Here is a 22167-nt window from a genome sequence, read left to right as displayed (position 1 = left end):
CACAACGTTTTAATTCGTTACGGCCTGGCGATGGAGGGTCAGACTTGCAGGAAATTTAAGTTACCATTCAAAATATATTTCAGGTCGGTGCTGCCGGATCCGAATGCAATCTTCACTGGCGTACTCATGCTGGAACCTGAAACGGAAAAGCGACGGTTATTTAATGAATTACTCATCTGAGGCAGCGCTACCCCCAACGCGAAATCGGTGACCGTCAGATAGTATGATATTTGCGCAGCATCAAAATAATAAATCGTATTAGGTGCACCTTGCATGGCTAAGGCTGGATATTGTTCAACATACAGTGCAACCGCCATATTATTCGCATCCGAGACGGTGAAGCTGCTGTCAGTGATAATTTCCAGCTTGTTATAAATACTACTTTTGTTATAAGGATTCCCCGAAGCAAATCCATACTGGTTATGCAGTACCGGCAGGACATTATATCCGCCTACGGTGGCGGGAAAAACAGCAATGGCGGGTTGACCTGAAGTAAAAAGAATATTGGTATTCAGCGGCTGAGGCGTACTTCCCCAACCTAATCTAAAATCCGTCGGGTCCCAGCTGAAAGACACTCCTCCACCGTTATTGGCTCCATTCACCATCCAGACAAGTGAAAACTCATTGCCTCCCGATGCATCGACAAGGAATATCGCTATATATTGCGCTGCGCTGCTGTTATTGACTACCTGCACAGAATAAGCCACGATTGGATATCCTTCTAAAATAAAACTCACTTGAAAAACCAATCTGCCGAAAATCAGCAGATTGGCTTTCTTAATCTTTAGCTGTGCAAAAATTCATTACCGCAAAATATGGCGATATCAGGAAACGGGAACAAACTGCAAGGTTTCATTAAGTTCGAACTTCAACGAGGTTACGCCATCCGCGAAGGAGAACTGCGTAGGACTGCTGACATAAGTCCCTGACACGGCGACACCTTGCTTAGAATCTGTGGTACAGATCCAATAGGTTGGATGCGTATCAAACAGGAAATTCCCGTTGGGTTTACCCTGCATCGCAAACGCTGGCAGAGAGTTCATATACACTGCCAGGCTCATTGCTTTTGATTGTGCAACGGTAAAAGTCGCGTCGGTTGTCACCAGCATACTGCCACTGGCGACACTACTGTTGTTAAATGCGGTGGGCTGGGTCTGGAACTGCCCATTTGAATAGGTCACACCCATCGCATTATTTCCGCCCGAGGCAGTTGGGTTCATATTCTGAATCGGCCCACCGGAACTCCATTGCACTCCGGGGGCTATAGGCTGGGCTGAAGTACCCCAGTTTAGCGCCCAGTCGATGGTCCAGTTATAAGTATTCGTGTTTCCGTCGTTGATTGTTTGCAGCAGCCAGACCAATGGCAAACCTGCAATAAGATTTGGGAAAGTTTGGTAAATAGCAACATTCGCAGCGCCACCGCTGGAGTTTAATACAGAGAGAGAATAGGAAGACATAAGTTATTCCTTTCAGGATGAGTTAATAAGGACATCTGTATTTAGAGCTCATTTACATCGATGTTCCTAAGCGGAACGACCTTATTATCATCTGATTTTTTTATTGTGCAAATATCCTTACCACACTCAGACAAGAGAATATGAAAATGTTTATTGTGAGGTATTCGTGATTTTTCTGGAAATTTCAGCAGGAAGAGATTACGAATAATTTCCATTGTTTCATAGGGAGAGCTTTTAAAAACCCATCCTGCTGATATATTTTTTAACAGAAAATAATGTAAAAAACTTATGGATTTGAGTCAGCAATAAAATTTCAATATTATGATTTTTAAGACAAAAAATATTTTTATCTTTTTATGTTGATTTTAAAATGCACTTAATTATCATTTTTAGTAATGAATGGCGGAGTGAAAAGGTAAGACTTTTTCATGCATTCATCTTGAGTCGGGGAAAGGGAATGGAGAATATATTTAATTAAATCATAGCTTTGATGTGAAAGCGAAGAGGAAATCACCCAAAATAGAAACAATTCTCTTATGTAACGCCACCCTCAATTTCGGGCGGCGCAATCAATCTATTACTTACTGAGCACGACCTTTACTAAAATATAAATTTTTCATTGCGCGAAATAAAATAAAAAATATCAGCCATGCAATGACAAGCCCTTGATCGCTTTATCAACCGCTTTCTTCGGGCCACGTAGTGCGATACCCACCAGATTCAGGTTATCAGCATCTTCGGCGAGGAATACTTCGCGATTAGCCGCATCATGGCCGGTGGAAAACATGGCGTACACATAAGGGATGATGGTCAGTTCGCGCTCCAGTCCCTGACGATGGGCGCGTTGCAGTCCTGGCAGATCACCGGCAAACACCAGCATCGGCTGCCCGGCCATATTGCCGTAATGACGTCCGCGAGCATCAACATAAGCTTCACCCATCATTTCTGGCGCAGCCGAGGCAATCCCGGTGGCAAGAAAAGCCACCACATTCAGCCGCTGCCAGGTAGCTAAATCATCACGCACGATCAGGGCGATTTTAGTATCAAACATCTGCAACAACTCTCCGTTTGGGTCAAAACCCTATCATAAGCAAGAGAGTGGCAGGCGGTCTGGAACGTTTGTGCACTGGCGCTGATAAGAAGCGGGTGTCATCCGATAAGCACGCTGGAACCAGCGGCCAAGGTGGCTCTGGTCAGAAAAACCCACCTGCGAGGCGACCTGGGCTGGCTCGACGCCCTGCGCCAGCAGATTGCGTGCGCTACCCAGCCGTAAGCGCACCAGATAAGCATGGGGGGACTGTCCAAAGGCTTTTTTGAACTGACGTGTCAGGCGGAAACGATCGATGCCCGATAACCGCGCCAGTTCCTCCAGGCCGATATCTTCCGCCATAAAATCATGCAGATAATCACGCAGCAACTGCATCGGTGCCAGTGCTGCGTTGTACGGTATCCCCGGACGGGGATCCAGGTGCCGTGACAACATGGTCAACAGATGATCAAGGCTCTGGTCACGCGCCAGTCGCCCTTCTGCGTGATGCACTGCGTACCATGCCTGCTGAATGGCGCTGGCGAGCAGCGCGTCGTCGTTCAGGGTCGAGCGAAAGACCGCTTCTATATTGGCAATATCACCTAAACCACGCCGCTGCATCATCTGCGCCACCCACGCCTGCGGCAGGTAAAGCATCACATAGGTGAAGCCTGCGGTATCCGGGGCATGGCCATCATGCACCGCACCCGGCTCGATCAGAATCGATCGCCCCGGTGTGCTGGTATGCAGTGCGCGGTGGCAATTAAAGCGCTGCAAACCCTGCTGTGTCACCCCCACCAGCAACTCGTCATGATCATGAGGATCGTAAGCATGTCCGCAAAAATGGGCATTCACGCTTTCAATACCGGTTTCGTCATCGCGGCGAAAATCGACCCAGTCTTTGCTACTGGCGTTAACGATTTTGGCTGACATAACGACTCCTGGCTGGTGCAACACTAAAGAAACAAACTATATCAGGCCGGATAACAGCCACCAACTATTGGCCGCCCGCCCCCAACTCACGCAGCCAGTGAATCATCGCTTCACTCCCTGGCTGGCTCAGGGTGCGCTGTGGCCAGGCAAGAAAATAGGGTTTGCTGAGGGGCAGACAAAGCTCATCAATCACCACCAGATCACCCCGGGCCAGCTCCGCTGCGATCAGCCGTCGCTGCCCCAATAGCAGTCCGACACCGGCCACTGCGGCATCAATCGCCAGTGAGGTCAGATTGAAACTAAATGCGGGTTGCGGCACCGGTTCGTCCATGCCTTTGGCCTGAAACCAGCTACGCCAGTCAGGCAGAAAACGCCCTTCGTTGCCCCAGTCGAGGTGGATTAACGGCGCATGGTTAAAGAGATCGTTGGCAGCAAAACGCTTTAATAAGGCCGGGCTGGCAACCGGCAGCACTTCATCATGGAACAACCACTGTTTATCCAGCTGCGGATAACGGTCTTCTCCAAAGCAGATAACAAAATCGGCCGGTATGGCGGTGAAATCAACCTGGGCATGGGTGCCATGGAGTGACAAATCGATATCAGGACAATGGGTGCGCCAGGTTGCCAGCTGTGGCAATAACCATTTGGACGCCAGCGCAGGTAATGCATACACCGTCAGCCTGGGGGCACTGGCCGCATGGCGGATGTTCTGCTGCCCGAGGTGTAAAATATCAAAGGCTTCGGTGACATAGCGTAAATATTCCTTCCCGACTTCAGTCAGCATCACGCCACTCTGCGTGCGCAAAAACAAAGCGCTGCCCAGTTGCTCTTCCAGCTGGCGAATCTGCTGGCTGACCGCCGCCGGTGTTAACGCCAGCTGGGCAGCCGCTTTTGCCAGGCTGCCCAGTTCGGCGGCCACTTTAAATGACTGGATGACGCTGATTTTTGGCAACCGTGGCGATTGTGCAGGCATTAAGTCTTCCTTATCAGGGTATTAAGTATTTATCGTTACACAGCTTTGCAGGCCACAGTTAGAGTAACATCACACCTGCTAACCATGAGAATTGTTGCTATGTCTGGCTCCCTTGTTCGTCTGGATCTGCATCCGCTGGCCGATCACGACTGGCGTCAACGCTGTCGTGAGCAATTAAACCAATCTGGCGCGCTGGTTCTGCGTCAGTTTTTACTACCCGCGGCATTGCAGGCGATCATTAATGAAGGTGATGCGCAACGCCATCTGGCTTACCACACCCGCAGCAAACATAATGTTTATCTGATGAAGCCTGATGAGGCTTTCAGCCCTGAGCATCCGCGTAATCGTGATGTGATCAGTACCAAAGGTTGTATCACCGATGATGCCATCGCTGCTGAATCACCACTGCGTCAGCTTTATAATGATGCCCTGTTCAAAAGTTTCCTGTGTGAGGTGCTGGGTGAAGAAGCGCTGTATCCCTACGCTGACCCCCTTTCCTCCATCAACCTCCACTACGCGCCTGACGGCCAGGAACTGGGCTGGCACTTCGACAACTCCTCATTTGCCATCACTTTGTTGGTACAGAAACCACTGGCTGGCGGCGTATTTCAGTACGTAAAAGATTTGCGGGATGCTGATGCCGGTGAGATGAACTTTGCGGGTGTCGAGGCTGTGCTGGATGAACGCCAGCCGGTTGAGGCGCTGGCGATTGATGCCGGTGATTTGGTGCTCTTTCGTGGTCGTAATTCCCTGCATCGCGTGACCCCTACCGAAGGGGATGTCACGCGGATGCTGGCGGTGCTGGCGTACAACACTCAGCCGGGTATTGCCTTATCCGAAACAGCACGTATGACGTTTTACGGCAGGCTGTGAAATCAGGGCGTGTCCGTCAGGGCACGCCAGCCGCGCAGAAAGATTTGTTGCGTGCGGAAAGCCACTAACGCACGCCAGTCAGCATCGCTGGGCCAGAATCCCTCCACCAGTTGCTGCTTGATAGCCTGACCTGCCGCACTGGCAGGTTCACCATACAAATGCAGCCAGTGATCTTCCCGTACCCGTTGGTGCATCTCTTCCCCCACGTAAGTCCCGCATTCCACCACCAGCGGCAAAATTCGGGTGTCGGCGAGCGTCGTCAGCAGGTATTGCGACAGATAACCCGTCGCCGTCGCGGTAACGCCTGTCGCGCTGTCACGTCCAGCCCCGGTAAACAACAACGTCAGCCATTCACCGTAAATTGCCTTACCCCAGTCATGTACGGCATAACGCTGCTCCGCAATGGACAGCAGCATCGGATGCCCCCAGGCCCCGGCCCCGGTATGCAGATCAAAACTGATGATGGTTTTCGCCAGCGTAAGATGCTGATCGATGATGGCCGCCATCGTCTGATGCGACCAGGACGGCCCGTGACCACCAAAGAAGAAACCTTCGGCAGTCGCGTACTGCCCAGCTTCCACTACGCGTTTTACCGCCTGCCAGCCAACGCTCCCGAGCGCTTCAGCCAGTTGCCGATCGGCACTGCCACGGTCACCATGATAAATACCGTGCCACTGGGCATAATCCGGGTTGGCAGGGACCGGTTGGCTAAAATCGATAAAATTACGGTTGAGGTCAATATTGTCTTCGTTGACACGCCGCAGATGGGCCGCTCCCCAGGGATTCAGCAGATGGACCAGCAGCACTGCGGTATCCGCAGGTAATGTCTTTTCATCCAGCGTATCGAGCCAGGCAATCTGGCAATCCGAGCCATAGTAGCCTTCAACACCGTGAGTACCGGATACCACCAGCATCAGACGTGATGCGGCGACCGGGCCAAGTCGCGCCACGTCGGTGTAGAGATTTTCCCCCTGCGGGCCAGGCAGAGGATGTGGGTAAGACGTAATCACAGCACCTTTGCTCTCCGCAGTTGCCAGAAAGCGCGCACGCTGAACGCTGTATTGGGGTAATGACATATTTTCAGACTCCTGCGAATCGTCATGCCGGGATAATCAGGGATAAACCTTGAATTTAAAGTATTTTTTGGTCAGCTGATCATAGGTGCCGTTTTTATGAATCTTTGCCAGAGCCGCGTTGATCATCTTCAGGTTTTCTTCATCCCCTTTACGCAACGCGATACCCACACCGTCGCCAAAAATCTTTTTATCGACCAGCGTGCCTTTGATGGCGTAGTCCTTGCCTTCCGGTTTGGTCAGGAATCCCTGTTCAGCGGAGACGGCATTGCTCAGGCTGCCATCCAGACGACCGGCCAGCAGATCAGGGTACACCTCCATCTGATTCGGATAGGAGACCACATTGACCCCTTCCGGTGCCCATTTGGTTTTGGCGTAAGTTTCCTGGATGGTGCCCTGCGCCACCCCGATGGTTTTGCCGCGCAGGGAGGCAATATCGGTCGTCAGCTTGCTGGCTGAGGGTGCCAGCAACGCACTCGGCGTGTTATACAGCATGTCGCTAAACGCCACCTGTTGACGACGTTTATCGGTCATCGACATCGCTGACAGGATGGCATCGAATTTCTTCGCCTGCAGGGCAGGAATGCTGCTGTCAAAACCCATCTCCACCCACTGGCACTTCACCTTTGCCTGGGCGCAAATCGCATTACCCAAATCAATATCAAAACCCTGGAGTGAACCATCAGCCGCTTTGGATTCAAACGGTGGGAAGGTGGGATCAACACCAAAGCGCAGGGTTTGCTGCGCCAGAGCAACCTGGGTAAACGCAGTAAGCGAAAGCAGCAACGCGAGGGACAAGTTCTTTTTCATGTTATCTCCGGAATGCAGGTGAGTTTAAGCACGACACTCAGATTAAATAACATGCGGCCTGCCTTCTCACCAGAAAATAGACAACATTCATCCAGAGTAAAATCTTATATTATTTAATGTGTTAGAGAATTCTTTATACGGCATTAATTTTTTCTTAATACCTCAGTTATCAGGCCATGCCGCATGTACCAAAGATGTTTACCGATTAGCACACCACCCGGATCACACTTTTATCATTATCTATTCAGTCATATTTCAGAATGCAGTTTTACCGTTAAGAGATAATACACCTATTTATATCGCCGACCGCATCTCAAGTCAGGCGGACAAATTACATCACCAATCAGGAAAGATTATGATCACAAACTCAATTCAATCAACATCTCCAATAACACCGTCGTCTTCAGGTGAGAACAACCCACCTCCCGTCGTCCCTGTAAAGATTGATAATGTTGGAACACTTCCCGCTTCAATGGCTACTACACCCAGGGAAGCTATGGAGGTGGATAGTGTTCCGGTGCAGAATGACGTCACCCCCGAAACATTTGTGGCTTTTATGAATAAGCGAAAATCCACGACACCCACCCCAGCGACATTTCGTAATATTAAATTTTCACCTTATGCGGAGTACAACCCCAGAGAATACCGAGGGCCACTGCACTTCAAGAATGATACGTTTATCGATATGGAATTATATTGCTTTAACATTAGCAAGGATATGAATGTTAAATTCAATGATTGCATGATCGGAACGGGAGAACATAAATTAAGCTGGTTAAAAGTAGACTTAGGAAAAACCAACTGGCAGGGTTCTACCATCGATGGTTCATATAAAGGCTCAAGATCAGAGATCAAATCGTGTTATTTTTCTGACGCAGATATGTCTCAATGTACATTGAAAAATTTTAGAATTTATGATAGCGATACCAGGTTGATTGCGGGGGCTAAATTTACTGATTCCACCATGATAAATATGGCGTTTGAAGGTTTTCGAGGTTTGGACGACATAAGTTATTATAAATTTGAAGATACCAGCTTTCGTAATATGCAAGCCACCAATCTGACATGGGATGCAGTACAATGTGCCAAAAACGTTGATCTGATCAATGCGAAAATAACCAAATTTTCACCGCTGGGAGGAACCGAATTTACCGATGCAAGATTTGGCATTTACCAAAAACGTATGATTACAATCAACCCGGCAATGTTTAACGATGTGAGAAAGATTGATCCCTATCTCGACAACATAAATAATGTAGCGTTGGGCGCACTTTTTTTACACACCCTTGACTCGATACCTGACAAGACCGTGAAGCATGATTTCGCTGAACAGCTCATTCAGATGATAAAACATGAACCGGTATTGTCAGTCATTTATGCCAACTCGATAACTCTGCGACAATCCATCATTACCCATTTGGCTCATTCGGATTATGACACATCCCCTAAGATTCAGAATTTTATAACAACCGAGTTGTTAAAAGAAGGCAATGACATCCTTATTCCTGAGAGTTTGCGACCCTCTATGTATCGTGCTCTTTGTGCGCTCGAAGATAGCGAACTCCTTGGTCGTCAATTTATTGTCAATCAGTTAATCGCCGAATATCCTTCATTGAAGGAGAGGTTCTATCAGGTAACACCGATTAAGGAATTCGTTAAGTATTTAGAAAATGAAAAAACGACGACGGGTGGGAATTCAGTCTATCATATCTTCTATAATCCGGATGATATGAAAACCGCTTTATATCTTCCCGTCACGGAATATAAAAAGTTAGTTGAAGCGAATCAGGTACCACAGCAGTTTTCCTTTTTGCAATACAGGGCGGGCGAAGAAAACAGGGTTATTGAGGAGTCAGCTACCGTAGAACGTCAAAGCCGTGTTCTGTCTGAGTTCCCGGCATTGCATAGTCTATGGAGCCGTGCCGATGGTCTCTTCACACCAGTCGTCCATTCTCTGTTCGAACGTAGTAACACATTGGATGCAGGACAGGCTGCACGAGCACAGCAGATCAAAAATCAGATGATTTCAATGTTCAAGCATAAGTCTTATCGGACAAGAAGATTAGACTTAAAAAATGACGCAAATTTACTAAGCGAGATGTTTGCTCCTTTTTATATTGATGGGCCGAATGCCGACAATGCGCGCTGGCAGCTGGTAGAATTAATGCAACGGGAATTGTCGCCAAAAATAAAACAATTCCCGGGACACGAACAGAAAACCATCGCGATCGTGTACTTAATAAGAACGTTGTCTGATATTTTCTATACGCGTTATTGTACAGTGACAGACAAATCTCCTTATGCCCCTCGACAGCTCACCCTAAAACTGATTGAGGACCTTAAGGCTTTTGCACCTGAAGCCATTTCTGAAGACGAAGCGGCGTTGTGGACTAGCCTGCTGATGCCAAAATCAGAAAATGAATTATCCAGTTCTGTGGCATTAGCTCGCAGGATGGATAGCTACCAGATATCCGGGAGATATGGTGAGGAAATGAATAAAATAATGCAACTTTACTATCCTCTAAGTTAACTCACTTCCCGGTTATATGCTCCTTTTCCGCTGAGGAAAAGGAGCACGCCGGCGCGATATCTCACATCTTTCAGGAAAGATATTATGTCCGATATGTCTGTTAATGTTATACCCTCCCCCCCGGTAAGCTCATCAGAAGACCTTCAGCCCGGAGCGCTATCTCTCCCGGTAATCAATAATACTTCAGCGCGCCCCTCATCAAATGCGCCATCAGTCGTTAATATCCTGCATGCTGACAACGTCACTGAACTGAAAGATATTACCGGCGAGACCTTTATTGATTATATGCATAATATCCGGCCTCATGATCAACGTCCCAGAACTTTTCGCGGCCTGGGTTTTGGCTATGAGAAAAGTTTTAAACCTGGTGCTTTTTATGAACCACTGATATTTAATGGTGACACTTTTATCGATTTAAAATTCGATAATCATTATGTCACCAGCCGGATGGAGATGAATAACTGCCTGATTAAAGCGGAAAAGCATAAATTTTTGTGGGCCGGAATGGCTCTTAAAAACACCAGTATGGATGGAACAATCATCGATGGATTATACCAGGGAGAACAGGGCATCCTCAGATGCTGTGAATTTTCATATACCACCATGGTAAATTGCAAACTGAAAAATCTTGTGATCTTTGATGATCGTTCACATTTGATGGAAGGGGTGGATTTTTCCAATAGTGAATGGCAAAACGTGAAAATCTCAGGAGGATTTCAATGTGACTTTGGGCTTGAAGATATCAGTTTCAGGAAAGTAAAAGCAACAGATTTTGCTCTCGACAACGTTGATTGCCGGAGGAATGTGGACTTTACTGATATTAACATCGATAAATTTTCCCCGTCAGGCAGGTGCAACTTATCAGGGATAAACTTTGGTGATTATCAGCCTGGTTCAATTACCATTAACCCTGAAATGTTTGCTTCCCTCAGAGATATCGACCTTTATCTGGACAGTATTAACAACACTGAAAGTGGCGCGTTATTTTTTAAAATACTTGCCACACTTAAAAATAATGTCGTTCGTTGTGATTTTGCCGAACAAGTGATCGCGATGCTCAATGGAGATAGCTTACTGGCAGAAACATTTAATCATTCCACCACATTGAAATTATCATTCATTAGAGAAATGACCAATAATTGTTATGCCGACTCGACAATTATCAAAGATTTTATCGATCGTGAGTTATTGCGTCACAGCAAGAATGCATTGCTTTCGGACTCCCCACATGCCGATCTCTCTGAGCTATTCATGAAATTGAAGGAAGAGGAATTCCTTGATTATCAGTTCCCGATAAACCAGCTCATTAAGTCTAACAGCGAGCTAAGGGACAAATTTTATCGACAAACACCGATTAAGGATTTTGTCAGTTATATAGAAAATGAAATGATGTTGGAAGATGCCGATGCACCACATCAGATTTTCTATAATCCTGATAATAAGACCGCCCTCTATCTTCCGGCAGAGGATTTCATCGGCCTGCTCTACGCCAGCCAGACACCAGAGCGCTACGCATTGTTGCGCTACCAGGAGGAAAAAACCGTTACAGATATCCCCGCTGGACTAACGAATATCAGCAGCGTGCTGGAAGTTTTCCCTAAGCTGCATTCCCTTTGGAGCCGGTCCGGCGGCATTATGACTCCGGTGATTCGTTTTCTGTTTTCCCATTCTTCCGGCCTTGAAAGTCTGCAAAAGGACAGGGCTACAGAGATTGAAAACCATATGGTTTCCCTGCTGATGCGCAAAGTTGCTGTATCCACGAAACTCATAACAGCAGCCGACGAATCTCTGTTATGCGAGATACTGGAGCCTTTTTATCGCGCTGAAACTGATGAGGACAGAAATAAAGCCAAAGCACTGCGTTGGCAACTGATTGAAGTTGCTCAACATCGGCTGGCACTGAGCCGCAAGAAGTTCTCTGATGCTGAGCAAAAAATTATCGCCGGGATGATCATCATACGTATGCTGGCAGACCTGTTTTCCACCCGTTTTTATGCAGAGGAAGAGGTTTCGGCCAATGCCCCACGCCAGCTGGCAAGGGATTTGATCGATGATATCCAGCAGTTTCGACCCGATATGATTAATCCCGTTGATGCGGATGAGTGGAAGGAACGTCTGATGCCGCAATCAGGTAGTACCTACACCTGCTCTGCCATTGTGGTAGATATTGTCGCCAGCTACAAAATACCTGGCGAACGCGGTGCAGAAATGAATAAGGCCATCAGGCTCCATTATCCTCTGACGTAATCATCGCTTCCGCGATTTATCGCGCGTCTTTTAAAACAGCGCGATAAATCGCGCTGTTACGGAACGTATTTGAATCGTCAAATAAAGGTAAAAATCTCTTCGCGCGGCAGACGTGATTTCGGCAGTGCCGCGTTGAAATCTTCTTCGCTACGGTAGCCAAGCGAAACCAGTACCACGCTGGTCAGCCCTTTTTCACGCAGTCCCAGCGCCTGGTCCAGCGCACGTTGATCAAAACCTTCCATCGGCGTGGCATCAATACCCTGCATCGCAGCGCCCAGCAGCAGGCCACCCAACGCGAGGTAAACCTGTTTTTCCATCCATTGCGGAATATCGCGTTGTTCGTAACGGTGAATATCGACATAGCCACGACGGCTCTTATCCTGACCAGCCTTAGCCTCCGGCTTCAGAAAGCGACCGTCTTTCTCTTCCTGCGCCAGTACATTTTGTAAATGCGCTTCGTCGAGATCGGTACGCATGCACAGCGCGATAACGTGCGAGGCATTGAGCACTTTAGGGCCGTTATAAACAAAGGGGCCTTGTGTTGATTGCGCGATCAGCTCGCGACCGGCAGCGGTCGAGGCCACCACAAAGTGCCACGGTTGCGAATTCACCGATGAAGGGCTGTTGCGCAGCACATGCAGCAGGGTTTCAATCTCGCTGTCCGGCAGGCTTTTACCGGAAGTAAAGGCTTTCACCGTGTGGCGACGGACCACAGCATCATTCAGCGTCATGTTTTTCTCCAGAACAGTAACGGGTTATGTGGCAATACGATATCCGCCTCGCTAACTCACGGGTTAACGATTTGTGTTTCAATACGTTAAAAGCCGCTCAGCACAATTTTTCCGCGCGCCCGGCCACTCTCGATTAAGGTATGGGCCTTACGCAGGTTGCTGGCGTTGATGGTGCCATGATGTTCACCAGCGGTGGTTTGCAGGGTGCCATCATCAATCAGCGCGCTCACCTGTTGCAGGATGTCATGCTGGCGTTGCATGTCGGCGGTATGAAACAGGGAACGGGTAAACATCAACTCCCAGTGCAACGAGATCGCTTTGCGCTTCAGCGGCACAACATCCAGCGTTTCAGGATCATCAATCAGCGCCAGCTTACCCTGCGGGGCCAGCACATCAATCAGCTGCGGGTAGTAGCTATCGGTATGCGTCAGGCTGGCGACATAACGTACGTTGCTAATACCCAGCGCCTTCAGTTGCTCACCCAGCGGAAGTTGATGATCAATCACGTGGTCAGCCCCCAGTGAGCGCACCCATTCCGCCGTTTCAGCACGGGATGCCGTCCCTATTACCGTCAGGCGGGTGAGTTTACTGGCAAGCTGGGTAAGCATTGAACCCACACCGCCCCCTGCGCCGATGATCAATAGCGCGGCGTTATCCTCAGCCTTGATTTCAAGGCGATCAAACAGTAATTCCCACGCGGTTAACGCGGTGAGAGGCAGCGCGGCAGCATCAGCATCATTCAATGATTGCGGCTTATGACCGGCGATACGCTCATCCACCAGCCCATACTCGGCATAGCTACCGGGGCGGGTGATATCACCGGCGTAATAAACTTCATCACCTGGCTGAAACAACGTCACCGCCTCGCCCACCGCTTCCACCACACCCACCGCATCCCAACCCAGAATCCGCGGTTTATCGGTTGGTGCACCGGCACGTACCTTGGTATCGACCGGGTTAACGGCGATGGCATTGATTTTGACCAACAGGTCACGATCGCCCGGCTGGGGTTTGGCAACATCAAGGTCATACAACGCATTTTCATCAGAAATCGGTAAACCATTCTGGCTGTAAACAATGGCTTTCATCGGTCAGTCCTTATATCTCAAGGGGTTCATGGAATGACGATAAGCCTACGCTGCCCCATCCTTGCGAAAAACATCACTTGCCGGTGAACACTTTCACTTTTAGAGTGAAAATCCGCTGTCGCTGGGGAATTGAAATGATCAGACTGGAAGATGTGACGTTATTTGTGCGTTCCGCTGCGCTTGGCAGCTTTTCTCGCGCTGCACGTGAGGCTGATCTGCTGCCAGGCCAGGTCAGCGCGGCCATTCAGCGTCTGGAACGGGAGCTGGATAAACGGTTATTTGCCCGATCCACTCGCAGCCTGCGTCTCACCGCTGAAGGGGAAAAGTACCTGCCCTACGCCCAGGAGATGCTGGCGCTGATGCAGGCCGGTGCCGAAAGCCTGCAAAGCCATGAAGATGCGTTATCCGGTGAACTGAAAATCGCGCTGCCATCGGATATCGGGCGCAATATCGTACTGCCGTTGATTACCGAATTTTGCCGCCAGCATCCGGCGCTGTCGGTGCGTCTCTTCCTCTCTGATCAAATCAGCGATGTATTTCGTGATCCGGTGGATATCGCCATTCGCTACGGCAAACTGGATGACAGCAGTTACGTTGCTCTGCCGCTGGCCGAAGATAATCGCCGGGTGATGGTAGCCTCACCGGCCTGGCTCGATCAGCATGGCCGTCCGGAAACGCTGGAGGATATTGCGCGGCATAATTGCCTGCTGTTTGTGATGAACGGCCATGTGTACGACAAATGGACCTTTCCCCAGGAAGGGATGCGCCGCCAGATTACGGTTAAAAGCCGTCTGCTCTGTGACGACGCGGATGTCGCCCGCCGCTGGGCGGTTGCTGGGATGGGCATCGCTTATAAATCCTGGCTTGATGTGTGTGACGACGTGCGAGAGGGACGGCTGGAAGTGGTGCTGCCACAGCAACCTGGTGAAAGCACCCCACTGCATCTTATCTGCCCGCATCGCAAACAATTTTCCCCGGCCATCCGGGCATTGCATCAGCTGTTGCGCACCCATCTGCGCGCGCTGACCGCGCAGCTTTCAGCTTAGTTTGCCTCGAATCTGCGATAAATCGCGCCGCTACCCATCCGTGCCAACAGCGTAGCGGCGCGATTTATCGCGCGCCTTTTATGTCACAGTGTTACATCTGCACCTGTTACAACTGTATCACTGCGACATTCTCCCTGATAACACCATCCTTTAAATTCATATAGTTACCCTCCCCATCGGACTGGCACAGTTTTCGCTATAGCCACGCTGAGCTTCTGCACCGGCCACCTTTGGTGGCAATGGACAGAAATAATGCCAGCCTCAAGGAGAACATAATGAAAGCGGCACGTTGGTATAAAGCACGCGACATTCGCGTCGATGACATTGAAGAACCCCAGGTCACAGCCGGAAAAGTCAAAATCAAAGTCGCATGGACCGGCATCTGCGGCAGCGATCTGCATGAATACATCGCGGGTCCGATCTTCGTCCCGGTAGAAAAACCGCACAAAATCAGCCATGACATTGCGCCGATTGTTCTCGGTCATGAGTTTTCGGGTCAGGTGGTTGAGGTTGGTACAGGTGTCACTAAAGTCAAAGTTGGCGACCGCGTGGTGGTCGAGCCGATTCTCTCCTGCGGCGAATGCCCGGCCTGCCGTGAAGGCAAATATAACCTGTGTGGTGACCTCGGTTTCCACGGTCTGTCCGGTGGCGGCGGTGGTTTCGCCAGCTATACCACAGTGGCAGAACATATGGTGCATCGCATGCCGGACGCCCTTTCTTATGAACAAGGTGCGCTGGTGGAACCTGCTGCGGTGGCGTTACATGCGGTGCGCATGAGCAAGCTGAAAGCAGGCGACAAAGCGGCGGTATTTGGTGCCGGCCCGATTGGTTTGCTGGTTATCGAAGCGCTGCGCGCCGCCGGTGCCGCTGAGATCTACGTAGTGGAACTCTCCCCGCAACGTGCGGAGAAAGCGCGCGAACTGGGCGCAAAAGTGGTCATCGATCCGAGCAAAGAAGATGCCGTGGCGAAAATTCGCGAGCTGAGCGATGGCGGCGTTGATGTGGCCTATGAGGTGACCGGCGTACCGGTGGTGCTGAAACAGTGTATCGACAGCACCAACTACGAAGGAGAGACCGTTATCGTATCTATCTGGGAAGGTGAAGCCGCATTCCACCCGAACAAAGTGGTACTGAGCGAGCGTAGCATCAAAGGCATCATCGCCTACCGTCATATTTTCCCGGCAGTGATGGAGTTGATGGTGCAGGGTTATTTCCAGGCTGACAAACTGGTGACCAAACGCATTGAGCTGGCTGATCTGGTCGAGCAGGGTTTTGAAGCGCTGGTGAAAGAGAAACAGCAGGTCAAAATTCTGGTACGTCCACCGCAGTAATGTTAATCGGGCCAGCCTGGCTGGCCCGTCTTTAATGCCGTTCCGGCAGCTGAATAGCGAATCTTTGCAGACGACGGTATAACGTCATGCGGCTGATACCAAGCTGGCGCGCGGCTTCACTCATATTCCAGCGCACAGCGCGTAACTGCTGGATCAGTTGTCCCGCCTCACTTTGCGTCTGATCAGGCTGCTGTGCCGCCTGAAGCGTATCGGGCAGATCGCCCAGCTGAATTATTCCTGACTCACACATTGCCAGCGCATACTGCAACGCATGATTTAACTCGCGCAGGTTACCCGGCCAGCGATAGCTGTTCAGGACAAGGCGCGCCGGGTCACTGAGTTGTGCGCGCCCGGCAAGGAGTTTATCAACCAGCCAGTTGATATCGGTACGGTCACGCAGCGGCGGCAGCGTTATGCAGGCCCCCTGGAGACGATAGAGCAGATCTTCACGGAACAGCCCCTGAGCCACACGTTGCGTCAACGCATGGTGCGAAGCGGAGATCACGCGGATATCCACCTTCTGTGGCTGACGAGCCCCAATCGGCAGTACCTCCTGCTCGGCCAGCACCCGCAGCAGACGCGTTTGCATCTCCAGCGGCATATCACCGATTTCATCGAGGAACAGCGTGCCACCCTGCGCGGCCTGAATCAGCCCGCTGCGCGCTTTACTACCCGCACCGGAAAAACTCCCCGGCAGATGACCAAATAACTCGCTTTCAATCAGGCTGGCCGGAATTGCCGCGCAGTTCACTGCGATAAATGGACCGTTACGGCGGGTGCTGGCCTGATGAAAGGCGCGGGCAAAATACTCTTTCCCGCTACCGGTTTCGCCCTGAACCAGCAGATGCAACGGAGCATCCAACAGGCGCGTTGCTCGGCGTAATTGCTGCGCCAGTTGTGCATCGCCACCGGTTAACGCCGCCAGTTCAGCGGATATCGTCACATTCTTCGTTGCAGGAGAGGATGCCGCTACCCGTACCGGAGATAAAGTTTGCGCATAGAAACGTCGCTGCCCGTGTATATCCTCCAGCTGCTGTGTCTGCAACAACTGCTCGAGCGAACGATCAAATAACGTTGATACCGATAATTCAGTTGGTCGTTGCCCGGCCTCCAGCCAACGGCGGGCTGCCGGATTTAACCCCACCAGTTGGCCGTTGCTGTCAAACGCCAGTAAAAACTCCGGCTGTACATCGGCCCATGCCGGATTGCTGCTGAGTTTCAGCACCCAATCGTGACGGTGACGATGCAACAGCCAGGCGTTCTCGATCTGCTGCGCCTGCTGCCGCGCCAGCTGCATGACCAGATGCTGGCTGGTACGTGGCTGTGGGGAGGTAAGCGCAGAAATATCCAGCACCGCTTGCAAATCGCCCTGTGAATCGAACAGCGGCACTGCGCTACAAGTCAGGGGGATATGGGTGGCGTCAAAATGTTCGGTTTGATGGATGGTGATGGCTTCCCCCGTCGCGAGGGCGGTGCCGACGGCGCAGGTGCCGGAGAGCGCTTCTGACCACTGCGCCCCGAGGAACAATCCAGCGCGACGCAGGCTGATTTCTGCGTTGGTATCGCCGAGATAATCCACCGCCACGCCCTGCGCATCGGCCAGCAGCAGAATGTAACCGGCAGGGGCAATCTGTTGATATAACCGTTGTAAGCCATGCTGCGCCACGTAACGCAGTTCTTCCAGTTGCTGACAATGTTCACGCAGCTGATGGGCGGGCAGGATGCGCGCTTCCTGCATACGACTGGGATCCAGACCGTGTCTTGTGACACAGCGTAACCAGGATGCCTGCACCGCATTATCCTGCGGAGTCAGCATATTTGCCGCACCCGCCTGTTCGACGCTGGTAACCACGTTGGCGATATGCTCGCGCTGGCTCAGATTCACAATCCCTCTCCTTCCTGGCACCCTGGTTAAGTGGAATCACAGCATAGCGAATTAACACCTAATTAACAGATCTGGCATGGAAAAATGTCGCGTTGTCGCCACGGGCGTGAAATGGGGGCTTAGCCGAAGGCTTTTGTAGCAGCGCAATTATTGCGCGATAAATCGCGCCGCTACAACGTCCTGCTATCAGGAATTATCAGGTTTGCTCGCTGCTGTTTCGCTAAACGACGGTTTCTGTTTGCTGACAGAATAAACCACGTTTTTCGCGCTGTTCGGGTCTGTCGTCACGTCAACTGATTGAATGGTCACACGACCAAAGCCAAACAGTGTCTGGACGTAACCACCCACCTTATGTTTACCCGCCGCAACATGAACCTGCTTCTCTTCACCTTTCGTCAGCAGACCTGCATCCTGACCATCAACCGTCACATAGATGGCAGAGCCGTCATCGGTACGCGTCACTTCATGAGTGATATTGATCACTGTCGGGCCCTGATCAAACGGCGATGCCATGTTGTCATTCTCAATCGGAGCCGGAGTGGCAGCGGTGACAGCAGCTGTAGTATCAGCAGCATGATGAGCACAACCGGTAAGCAATGTTGCGGCCATCAGGCCAGCCAGCGAGTAACGTAAAAGCATCGTGACGAAAAACCTTTTTCTGAAAGATAAAGGCGTATTTTAGCGCGCGACCATCAGTGATGACAGTCACACAATTCCAGTATTTTCCGAAATCAGCCCCTGTTCAGCCCCTGCGCCGCACGCAATGCAAAAAAGGCGGCGATATTAGCGCCGCCAGGGAAGTCAGCAACAGGTTATTGCAACGAATACCTTGCCATCGGTGCCACCTGCTGGATTAATCCATTGGCTTTCATGTATTCAGCAAAGGCCTGATAGCGTTGCGTATCCAGTGTGGCGCTATGGCTGGCGAAATAAGGCAACGTTGCCTGCCATGCCTGATGATTCAGCGGGGTGTTCAGCTCAGGATATTGCTTAATAAAGGCCTGCCAGGCTTGTTGCGGATGCGCACGCAACCAGGCTACGCCCGCATCCAGCCCGCGCAGAAAGGCCGGGATACGCGGGTCCTGTGCCGCAGTTTTCTGGTTTGCCAGAATGATCAATTCATCGTAAGCCGGTACACCGAAATCTTCTGGCTTAAATACCACCGGGTTCGCGCCCTTATTTTTCAGGTCGATCAACTCATAGTTGCGATATACCGTCATGGCTCCATCAATTTTGTGCGTCAGCAACGCAGATTCCGCATCCATATTCAGGTTGATCAGTTTGACCGAGTCCGCATCTACGCCCTGTGATTTCAGCATGTTGCGAATCGCCACATCCTCAAAACCTGGAATGGCATAACCGAGCGATTTTCCGGCAAAATCCTTCAGCGAATGGATATCAGGGGACACCGTGGTCAGGGTATTCAGCGGCTGATTGATCAGCGTGCCCACACGGATCACCGGCACATCTTTATCCACCAGCGTGTAAAGCTGTGGTTGATAGCTGATAGCAAGATCGGCCTTGCCCGCCGCCAGCAGCAAAGGAACGGAGGCAGAATCCGCAGGCGCGATCATCTCAACATCCAGCCCTTCTTTTTTAAACGCGCCGCTGTATTGCGCAGCAAAAATGGCCGCATGATTAGGGTTCACAAACCAATCGAGCAGCAGACGAACCTTTTCATTGGCGTGGGCGACGCTGGTGGTTGCCAGCAGCAGCAAGGCGGTGATCGCAGTACGTAGGGTGTTCAAAGTGCATCCTTAGGTTAAGTGCCAGAGAGTTTTCTTGCGGATCAGGGCGACGCTACCGGACAGCAACAACGCCAGAATCAGTAACAACAACAACGCGGCAAAGCTGGTGGCGGTGTCCAGCCGGGCATTAGACTGCATCATCAGGTAGCCCAGCCCTTCGCTTGCGCCAACCCATTCGCCAATCACCACGCCAATCGGAGCCAGCACCACTGCCATCTGCAACCCGGAGAAGAACTGCGGCAAAGCGGCTGGCCAGCGTACCTGCCAGAAAATATGAAAACGCGAGGCATTCAGGGTTTGTGCCAGTTCCAGCCAACCTGGCGGAGTGCGGCACAGGCCGTCAAACAACGACAAACACAGCGGGAAAAACAGGATCAACGCCGCAACAACCACTTTGGAAGCCATGCCAAAACCCAGCCACAGCACCAGCAGCGGAGCCAGCGCGAAGACCGGTATTGCCTGGCTGGCTGTCACCAGCGGAAACAATGCGCGTCGCAGCATCGGACTGGCAGCCATTAGCACCGCCAGCAGGACGCCCGCCCCCACCCCCAGCAGCAACGCCAGCGCAATTTCCGCCAGCGTGTACAGCATGTGATGCCATAACAACTGGCGATATCTCCACAAGGCTTCCAGCACCGCCTCGGGGGCCGGCAGCAAAAAGTTGGGCACACCGCTGCGCCGCACCAGCAGCCAGCCGCACAGCAACACCACCAGCAGATAGACGGCGCTAAACAGATTCTTTTTCATCTTGATTCAATCGGGTAAAGAGATGGCCCTGCGCCAGCAACAGGCCTGCGTCGTCAATCGAGCGAGGTGCCACCCCGTCGGGTACCGGCCAGTGTTCAATACACAACGGCTGTCCACTGAGTAGCAAAATGTCATCGGCCATGCGGCAGGCTTCCAGCGGATCGTGCGTCACCAGCAGCACGGTTTTGCCGTGTAACAGGGTTGCCGTCAGCGTTTGCAGGCTGAGTTTGGTCATTACATCAAGGGTGGCAAAAGGTTCATCCATCAGCACCACTTCCCGTTGTGCGTAGAGGGTACGAGCCAGCGCCACGCGCTGACGCATACCACCCGACAGGGTATCAGGTCGTGCATCGGCGACATGAGCCAGTTTAACTTGCTCCAGCAGGTGCCGTGCGCGTTCAGGATCGGGTTTGTCACGCTGCAAACGCGCCGCCAGCATCACGTTATCCAGCACCGATAACCACGGATAAAGCAAATCCTGTTGTCCCATCCAGGCCACACTCGCCGCAACACCACTGATGCTGCCCTGCTGTGGCTGGAGCAAACCCGCCACCAGCCGCAGCAGCGTGCTTTTACCGATACCACTGCGGCCCAGCATCACCGTGGTTTTGCCGCCACGCAGGTGCAGATTCAGGTGCTGGCATAAAGGTTGCTCCCCCCAGCCAAAGCCAAGGTCATGCAGCGTAATATCCTGGCTCATGATCGATTCGCTGCCAGAATGGCCAGCTGCGCATAACCGCGCTGCGCCAGCGTCGTCGCAGCCTGGGCCGCGCGAATACCGCTGGCGCAGACCAGCACAATGCGTCGATCCTGTGGAGGCTGCCAGGTGTCAAGCTGGTGCGGCAGGATACGCTGCGCCGAGGCTGCCACACTGACCGGTGCTTCTTCACGGCTGCGCAGTTCCACAATGCAGTCCTGCGCGGTGAGTAACTGGGTATCAATAAAAGGCACCCAGGGCTGATCCGGCTCCGCCGCCCGATCGAAGCGAAACTGGCGAAAGTGCCAGTGCACAAAGTCACAATTCACCAGGCAACCAAGCGGCGAAGGCTCCAGGCCAATCAAGACGCTCAGCGCCATTTGCGCCTGCATCGCGCCAAGTGTCGCCACCGCAGGTCCCATCACCCCAGCGGTATTGCAGTTCGCGGCGCTGGTGGGTAACTGCGGGAAGACCGCGCGATAGCTGGGGGCCGCGCCACAAAATCCGCCCACGTAGCCCTGACGCCCTAACACCGAGGCACTGATCAACGGTATCCCTGCGGGATGGCAGGCATCCGATAGCTGATAAGTGACCGCAAAGTTATCTGCCGCATCAATGACCAGATCGATGTCACGCATTGCCTGCTGCACATTGCTGGCCGTCAGCGGCTGTGACACCGCATCCACCTGCACTTGTGGATTACGTCGCAGCAACGCACGCTGGGCACTGGCGACTTTTGATTGCTGCACATCCTCCATATCAAACAACGTCTGGCGATGCAGATTATGCAGCGCCACCGTATCGTCATCGTAGAGGCGGATAAAACCCACACCCGCTCCCACCAGCAGCGGTAGCAGCGTCGACCCCAGTCCACCTGCCCCCACCACCAGCACCCTGGCCTTCTCCAGCCGCTGCTGACCCTGCTCACCCATTTCCGGCAACATCGTCTGACGTTGATAGCGATCCATACA

20 protein-coding genes are annotated in these 22167 nt (G+C 51.6%); 5 read left to right on the top strand and 15 right to left on the bottom strand.

Translation table 11 applies throughout. From position 1 onward, the window contains the following. Positions 1–38: 38 nt before the first annotated feature. The 5 genes from CUN67_RS21500 to CUN67_RS21480 form a co-directional block, all read right to left on the bottom strand. Positions 39–707: a hypothetical protein gene (locus tag CUN67_RS21500; RefSeq protein WP_208717494.1), complete on the bottom strand. Its 669-nt coding sequence runs from the start codon at positions 705–707 to the stop codon at positions 39–41. A 117-nt stretch (positions 708–824) separates the two neighbouring features. Then, on the bottom strand, positions 825–1457 hold the full coding sequence (locus tag CUN67_RS21495) for a hypothetical protein (protein ID WP_208717493.1): 633 nt from the start codon (positions 1455–1457) through the stop codon (positions 825–827). A gap of 643 nt (positions 1458–2100) precedes the next feature. Continuing rightward, positions 2101–2508: a DUF2000 family protein gene (locus CUN67_RS21490; RefSeq protein WP_208717492.1), complete on the bottom strand. Its 408-nt coding sequence runs from the start codon at positions 2506–2508 to the stop codon at positions 2101–2103. A gap of 33 nt (positions 2509–2541) precedes the next feature. Next, positions 2542–3417 (bottom strand): AraC family transcriptional regulator, encoded by an 876-nt coding sequence (locus tag CUN67_RS21485; protein WP_208717491.1) that lies wholly within the window; start codon positions 3415–3417, stop codon positions 2542–2544. Positions 3418–3481: 64 nt separating this feature from the next. Next, on the bottom strand, positions 3482–4390 hold the full coding sequence (locus CUN67_RS21480; RefSeq protein WP_208717490.1) for a LysR substrate-binding domain-containing protein: 909 nt from the start codon (positions 4388–4390) through the stop codon (positions 3482–3484). A 99-nt stretch (positions 4391–4489) separates the two neighbouring features. Between CUN67_RS21480 and CUN67_RS21475 the strand changes: the two genes are divergently transcribed. After that, complete coding sequence (locus CUN67_RS21475; protein ID WP_208717489.1) at positions 4490–5263, top strand: HalD/BesD family halogenase; 774 nt, start codon at positions 4490–4492, stop codon at positions 5261–5263. Between the two features lie 2 nt (positions 5264–5265). Here the strand turns inward: CUN67_RS21475 and CUN67_RS21470 are convergent, their stop codons facing one another. Together CUN67_RS21470 and CUN67_RS21465 are read right to left on the bottom strand one after the other, a co-directional pair. Beyond that, the gene (locus CUN67_RS21470) at positions 5266–6339 is read right to left on the bottom strand and encodes a DUF2817 domain-containing protein (RefSeq protein ID WP_208717488.1); all 1074 of its coding nucleotides are present in this window, start codon (positions 6337–6339) and stop codon (positions 5266–5268) included. A gap of 36 nt (positions 6340–6375) precedes the next feature. Then, the gene (locus CUN67_RS21465; protein ID WP_208717487.1) at positions 6376–7146 is read right to left on the bottom strand and encodes an ABC transporter substrate-binding protein; all 771 of its coding nucleotides are present in this window, start codon (positions 7144–7146) and stop codon (positions 6376–6378) included. A 355-nt stretch (positions 7147–7501) separates the two neighbouring features. On the opposite strand from CUN67_RS21465, the gene CUN67_RS21460 reads away from it, so the two are divergent. Together CUN67_RS21460 and CUN67_RS21455 are read left to right on the top strand one after the other, a co-directional pair. Then, positions 7502–9676: a hypothetical protein gene (locus CUN67_RS21460; RefSeq protein ID WP_208717486.1), complete on the top strand. Its 2175-nt coding sequence runs from the start codon at positions 7502–7504 to the stop codon at positions 9674–9676. Between the two features lie 84 nt (positions 9677–9760). Then, the gene (locus tag CUN67_RS21455) at positions 9761–11923 is read left to right on the top strand and encodes a hypothetical protein (RefSeq protein WP_208717485.1); all 2163 of its coding nucleotides are present in this window, start codon (positions 9761–9763) and stop codon (positions 11921–11923) included. Between the two features lie 77 nt (positions 11924–12000). Here the strand turns inward: CUN67_RS21455 and nfsB are convergent, their stop codons facing one another. Next, positions 12001–12654 carry an oxygen-insensitive NAD(P)H nitroreductase gene (gene nfsB, locus CUN67_RS21450; protein WP_208717484.1) on the bottom strand — a complete coding sequence of 218 codons (654 nt, stop codon included), beginning with the start codon at positions 12652–12654 and terminating at the stop codon, positions 12001–12003. Positions 12655–12740: 86 nt separating this feature from the next. Continuing rightward, positions 12741–13742 (bottom strand): zinc-binding alcohol dehydrogenase family protein, encoded by a 1002-nt coding sequence (locus CUN67_RS21445; protein WP_208717483.1) that lies wholly within the window; start codon positions 13740–13742, stop codon positions 12741–12743. A gap of 134 nt (positions 13743–13876) precedes the next feature. Between CUN67_RS21445 and CUN67_RS21440 the strand changes: the two genes are divergently transcribed. Next, positions 13877–14788 (top strand): LysR family transcriptional regulator, encoded by a 912-nt coding sequence (locus CUN67_RS21440; protein WP_208717482.1) that lies wholly within the window; start codon positions 13877–13879, stop codon positions 14786–14788. Between the two features lie 275 nt (positions 14789–15063). After that, on the top strand, positions 15064–16119 hold the full coding sequence (locus CUN67_RS21435) for a 2,3-butanediol dehydrogenase (RefSeq protein WP_208717481.1): 1056 nt from the start codon (positions 15064–15066) through the stop codon (positions 16117–16119). A gap of 31 nt (positions 16120–16150) precedes the next feature. Here CUN67_RS21435 and CUN67_RS21430 read toward each other — a convergent pair whose 3' ends face one another. The 6 genes from CUN67_RS21430 to CUN67_RS21405 all read right to left on the bottom strand — a co-directional run bounded on the left by CUN67_RS21430 (position 16151) and on the right by CUN67_RS21405 (position 22164). Beyond that, positions 16151–18004 carry a sigma-54-dependent Fis family transcriptional regulator gene (locus CUN67_RS21430; protein WP_208717480.1) on the bottom strand — a complete coding sequence of 618 codons (1854 nt, stop codon included), beginning with the start codon at positions 18002–18004 and terminating at the stop codon, positions 16151–16153. Between the two features lie 186 nt (positions 18005–18190). After that, positions 18191–18643, bottom strand: coding sequence for a hypothetical protein (locus tag CUN67_RS21425; RefSeq protein WP_208717479.1), 453 nt, complete (start codon positions 18641–18643; stop codon positions 18191–18193). Between the two features lie 173 nt (positions 18644–18816). Beyond that, the gene (locus tag CUN67_RS21420) at positions 18817–19752 is read right to left on the bottom strand and encodes an ABC transporter substrate-binding protein (protein WP_208717478.1); all 936 of its coding nucleotides are present in this window, start codon (positions 19750–19752) and stop codon (positions 18817–18819) included. 9 nt (positions 19753–19761) lie between these two features. Next, entirely contained in the window at positions 19762–20499 is a 738-nt protein-coding gene (locus CUN67_RS21415; protein WP_208717477.1) for an ABC transporter permease, read from the bottom strand. Then, entirely contained in the window at positions 20480–21199 is a 720-nt protein-coding gene (locus CUN67_RS21410; protein ID WP_208717476.1) for an ABC transporter ATP-binding protein, read from the bottom strand. Before CUN67_RS21410 ends, CUN67_RS21415 begins: the two co-directional genes overlap by 20 nt. Further along, positions 21196–22164, bottom strand: coding sequence for a HesA/MoeB/ThiF family protein (locus CUN67_RS21405; protein ID WP_208717475.1), 969 nt, complete (start codon positions 22162–22164; stop codon positions 21196–21198). Before CUN67_RS21405 ends, CUN67_RS21410 begins: the two co-directional genes overlap by 4 nt. Positions 22165–22167 lie beyond the last annotated feature (3 nt).

The organism is Pantoea cypripedii (assembly GCF_011395035.1).
Lineage (GTDB): Bacteria > Pseudomonadota > Gammaproteobacteria > Enterobacterales > Enterobacteriaceae > Pantoea > Pantoea cypripedii_A.
Note: the sequence above shows the minus strand (reverse complement) of the source record. Positions and strands in the feature narration are given on the sequence as shown.

Excerpts from the sequence above, each read along its gene's own strand:
- CUN67_RS21435 (WP_208717481.1), top strand. The coding sequence starts at position 15,064 with ATGAAAGCGGCACGTTGGTATAAAGCACGCGACATTCGCGTCGATGAC.
- CUN67_RS21445 (WP_208717483.1), bottom strand. The coding sequence starts at position 13,742 with ATGAAAGCCATTGTTTACAGCCAGAATGGTTTACCGATTTCTGATGAA.
- CUN67_RS21460 (WP_208717486.1), top strand. The coding sequence starts at position 7,502 with ATGATCACAAACTCAATTCAATCAACATCTCCAATAACACCGTCGTCT.
- CUN67_RS21470 (WP_208717488.1), bottom strand. The coding sequence starts at position 6,339 with ATGTCATTACCCCAATACAGCGTTCAGCGTGCGCGCTTTCTGGCAACT.
- CUN67_RS21415 (WP_208717477.1), bottom strand. The coding sequence starts at position 20,499 with ATGAAAAAGAATCTGTTTAGCGCCGTCTATCTGCTGGTGGTGTTGCTG.
- CUN67_RS21485 (WP_208717491.1), bottom strand. The coding sequence starts at position 3,417 with ATGTCAGCCAAAATCGTTAACGCCAGTAGCAAAGACTGGGTCGATTTT.
- CUN67_RS21495 (WP_208717493.1), bottom strand. The coding sequence starts at position 1,457 with ATGTCTTCCTATTCTCTCTCTGTATTAAACTCCAGCGGTGGCGCTGCG.
- CUN67_RS21480 (WP_208717490.1), bottom strand. The coding sequence starts at position 4,390 with ATGCCTGCACAATCGCCACGGTTGCCAAAAATCAGCGTCATCCAGTCA.
- CUN67_RS21405 (WP_208717475.1), bottom strand. The coding sequence starts at position 22,164 with ATGGATCGCTATCAACGTCAGACGATGTTGCCGGAAATGGGTGAGCAG.
- CUN67_RS21440 (WP_208717482.1), top strand. The coding sequence starts at position 13,877 with ATGATCAGACTGGAAGATGTGACGTTATTTGTGCGTTCCGCTGCGCTT.
- CUN67_RS21410 (WP_208717476.1), bottom strand. The coding sequence starts at position 21,199 with ATGAGCCAGGATATTACGCTGCATGACCTTGGCTTTGGCTGGGGGGAG.
- CUN67_RS21425 (WP_208717479.1), bottom strand. The coding sequence starts at position 18,643 with ATGCTTTTACGTTACTCGCTGGCTGGCCTGATGGCCGCAACATTGCTT.
- nfsB (WP_208717484.1), bottom strand. The coding sequence starts at position 12,654 with ATGACGCTGAATGATGCTGTGGTCCGTCGCCACACGGTGAAAGCCTTT.
- CUN67_RS21490 (WP_208717492.1), bottom strand. The coding sequence starts at position 2,508 with ATGTTTGATACTAAAATCGCCCTGATCGTGCGTGATGATTTAGCTACC.
- CUN67_RS21465 (WP_208717487.1), bottom strand. The coding sequence starts at position 7,146 with ATGAAAAAGAACTTGTCCCTCGCGTTGCTGCTTTCGCTTACTGCGTTT.
- CUN67_RS21455 (WP_208717485.1), top strand. The coding sequence starts at position 9,761 with ATGTCCGATATGTCTGTTAATGTTATACCCTCCCCCCCGGTAAGCTCA.
- CUN67_RS21475 (WP_208717489.1), top strand. The coding sequence starts at position 4,490 with ATGTCTGGCTCCCTTGTTCGTCTGGATCTGCATCCGCTGGCCGATCAC.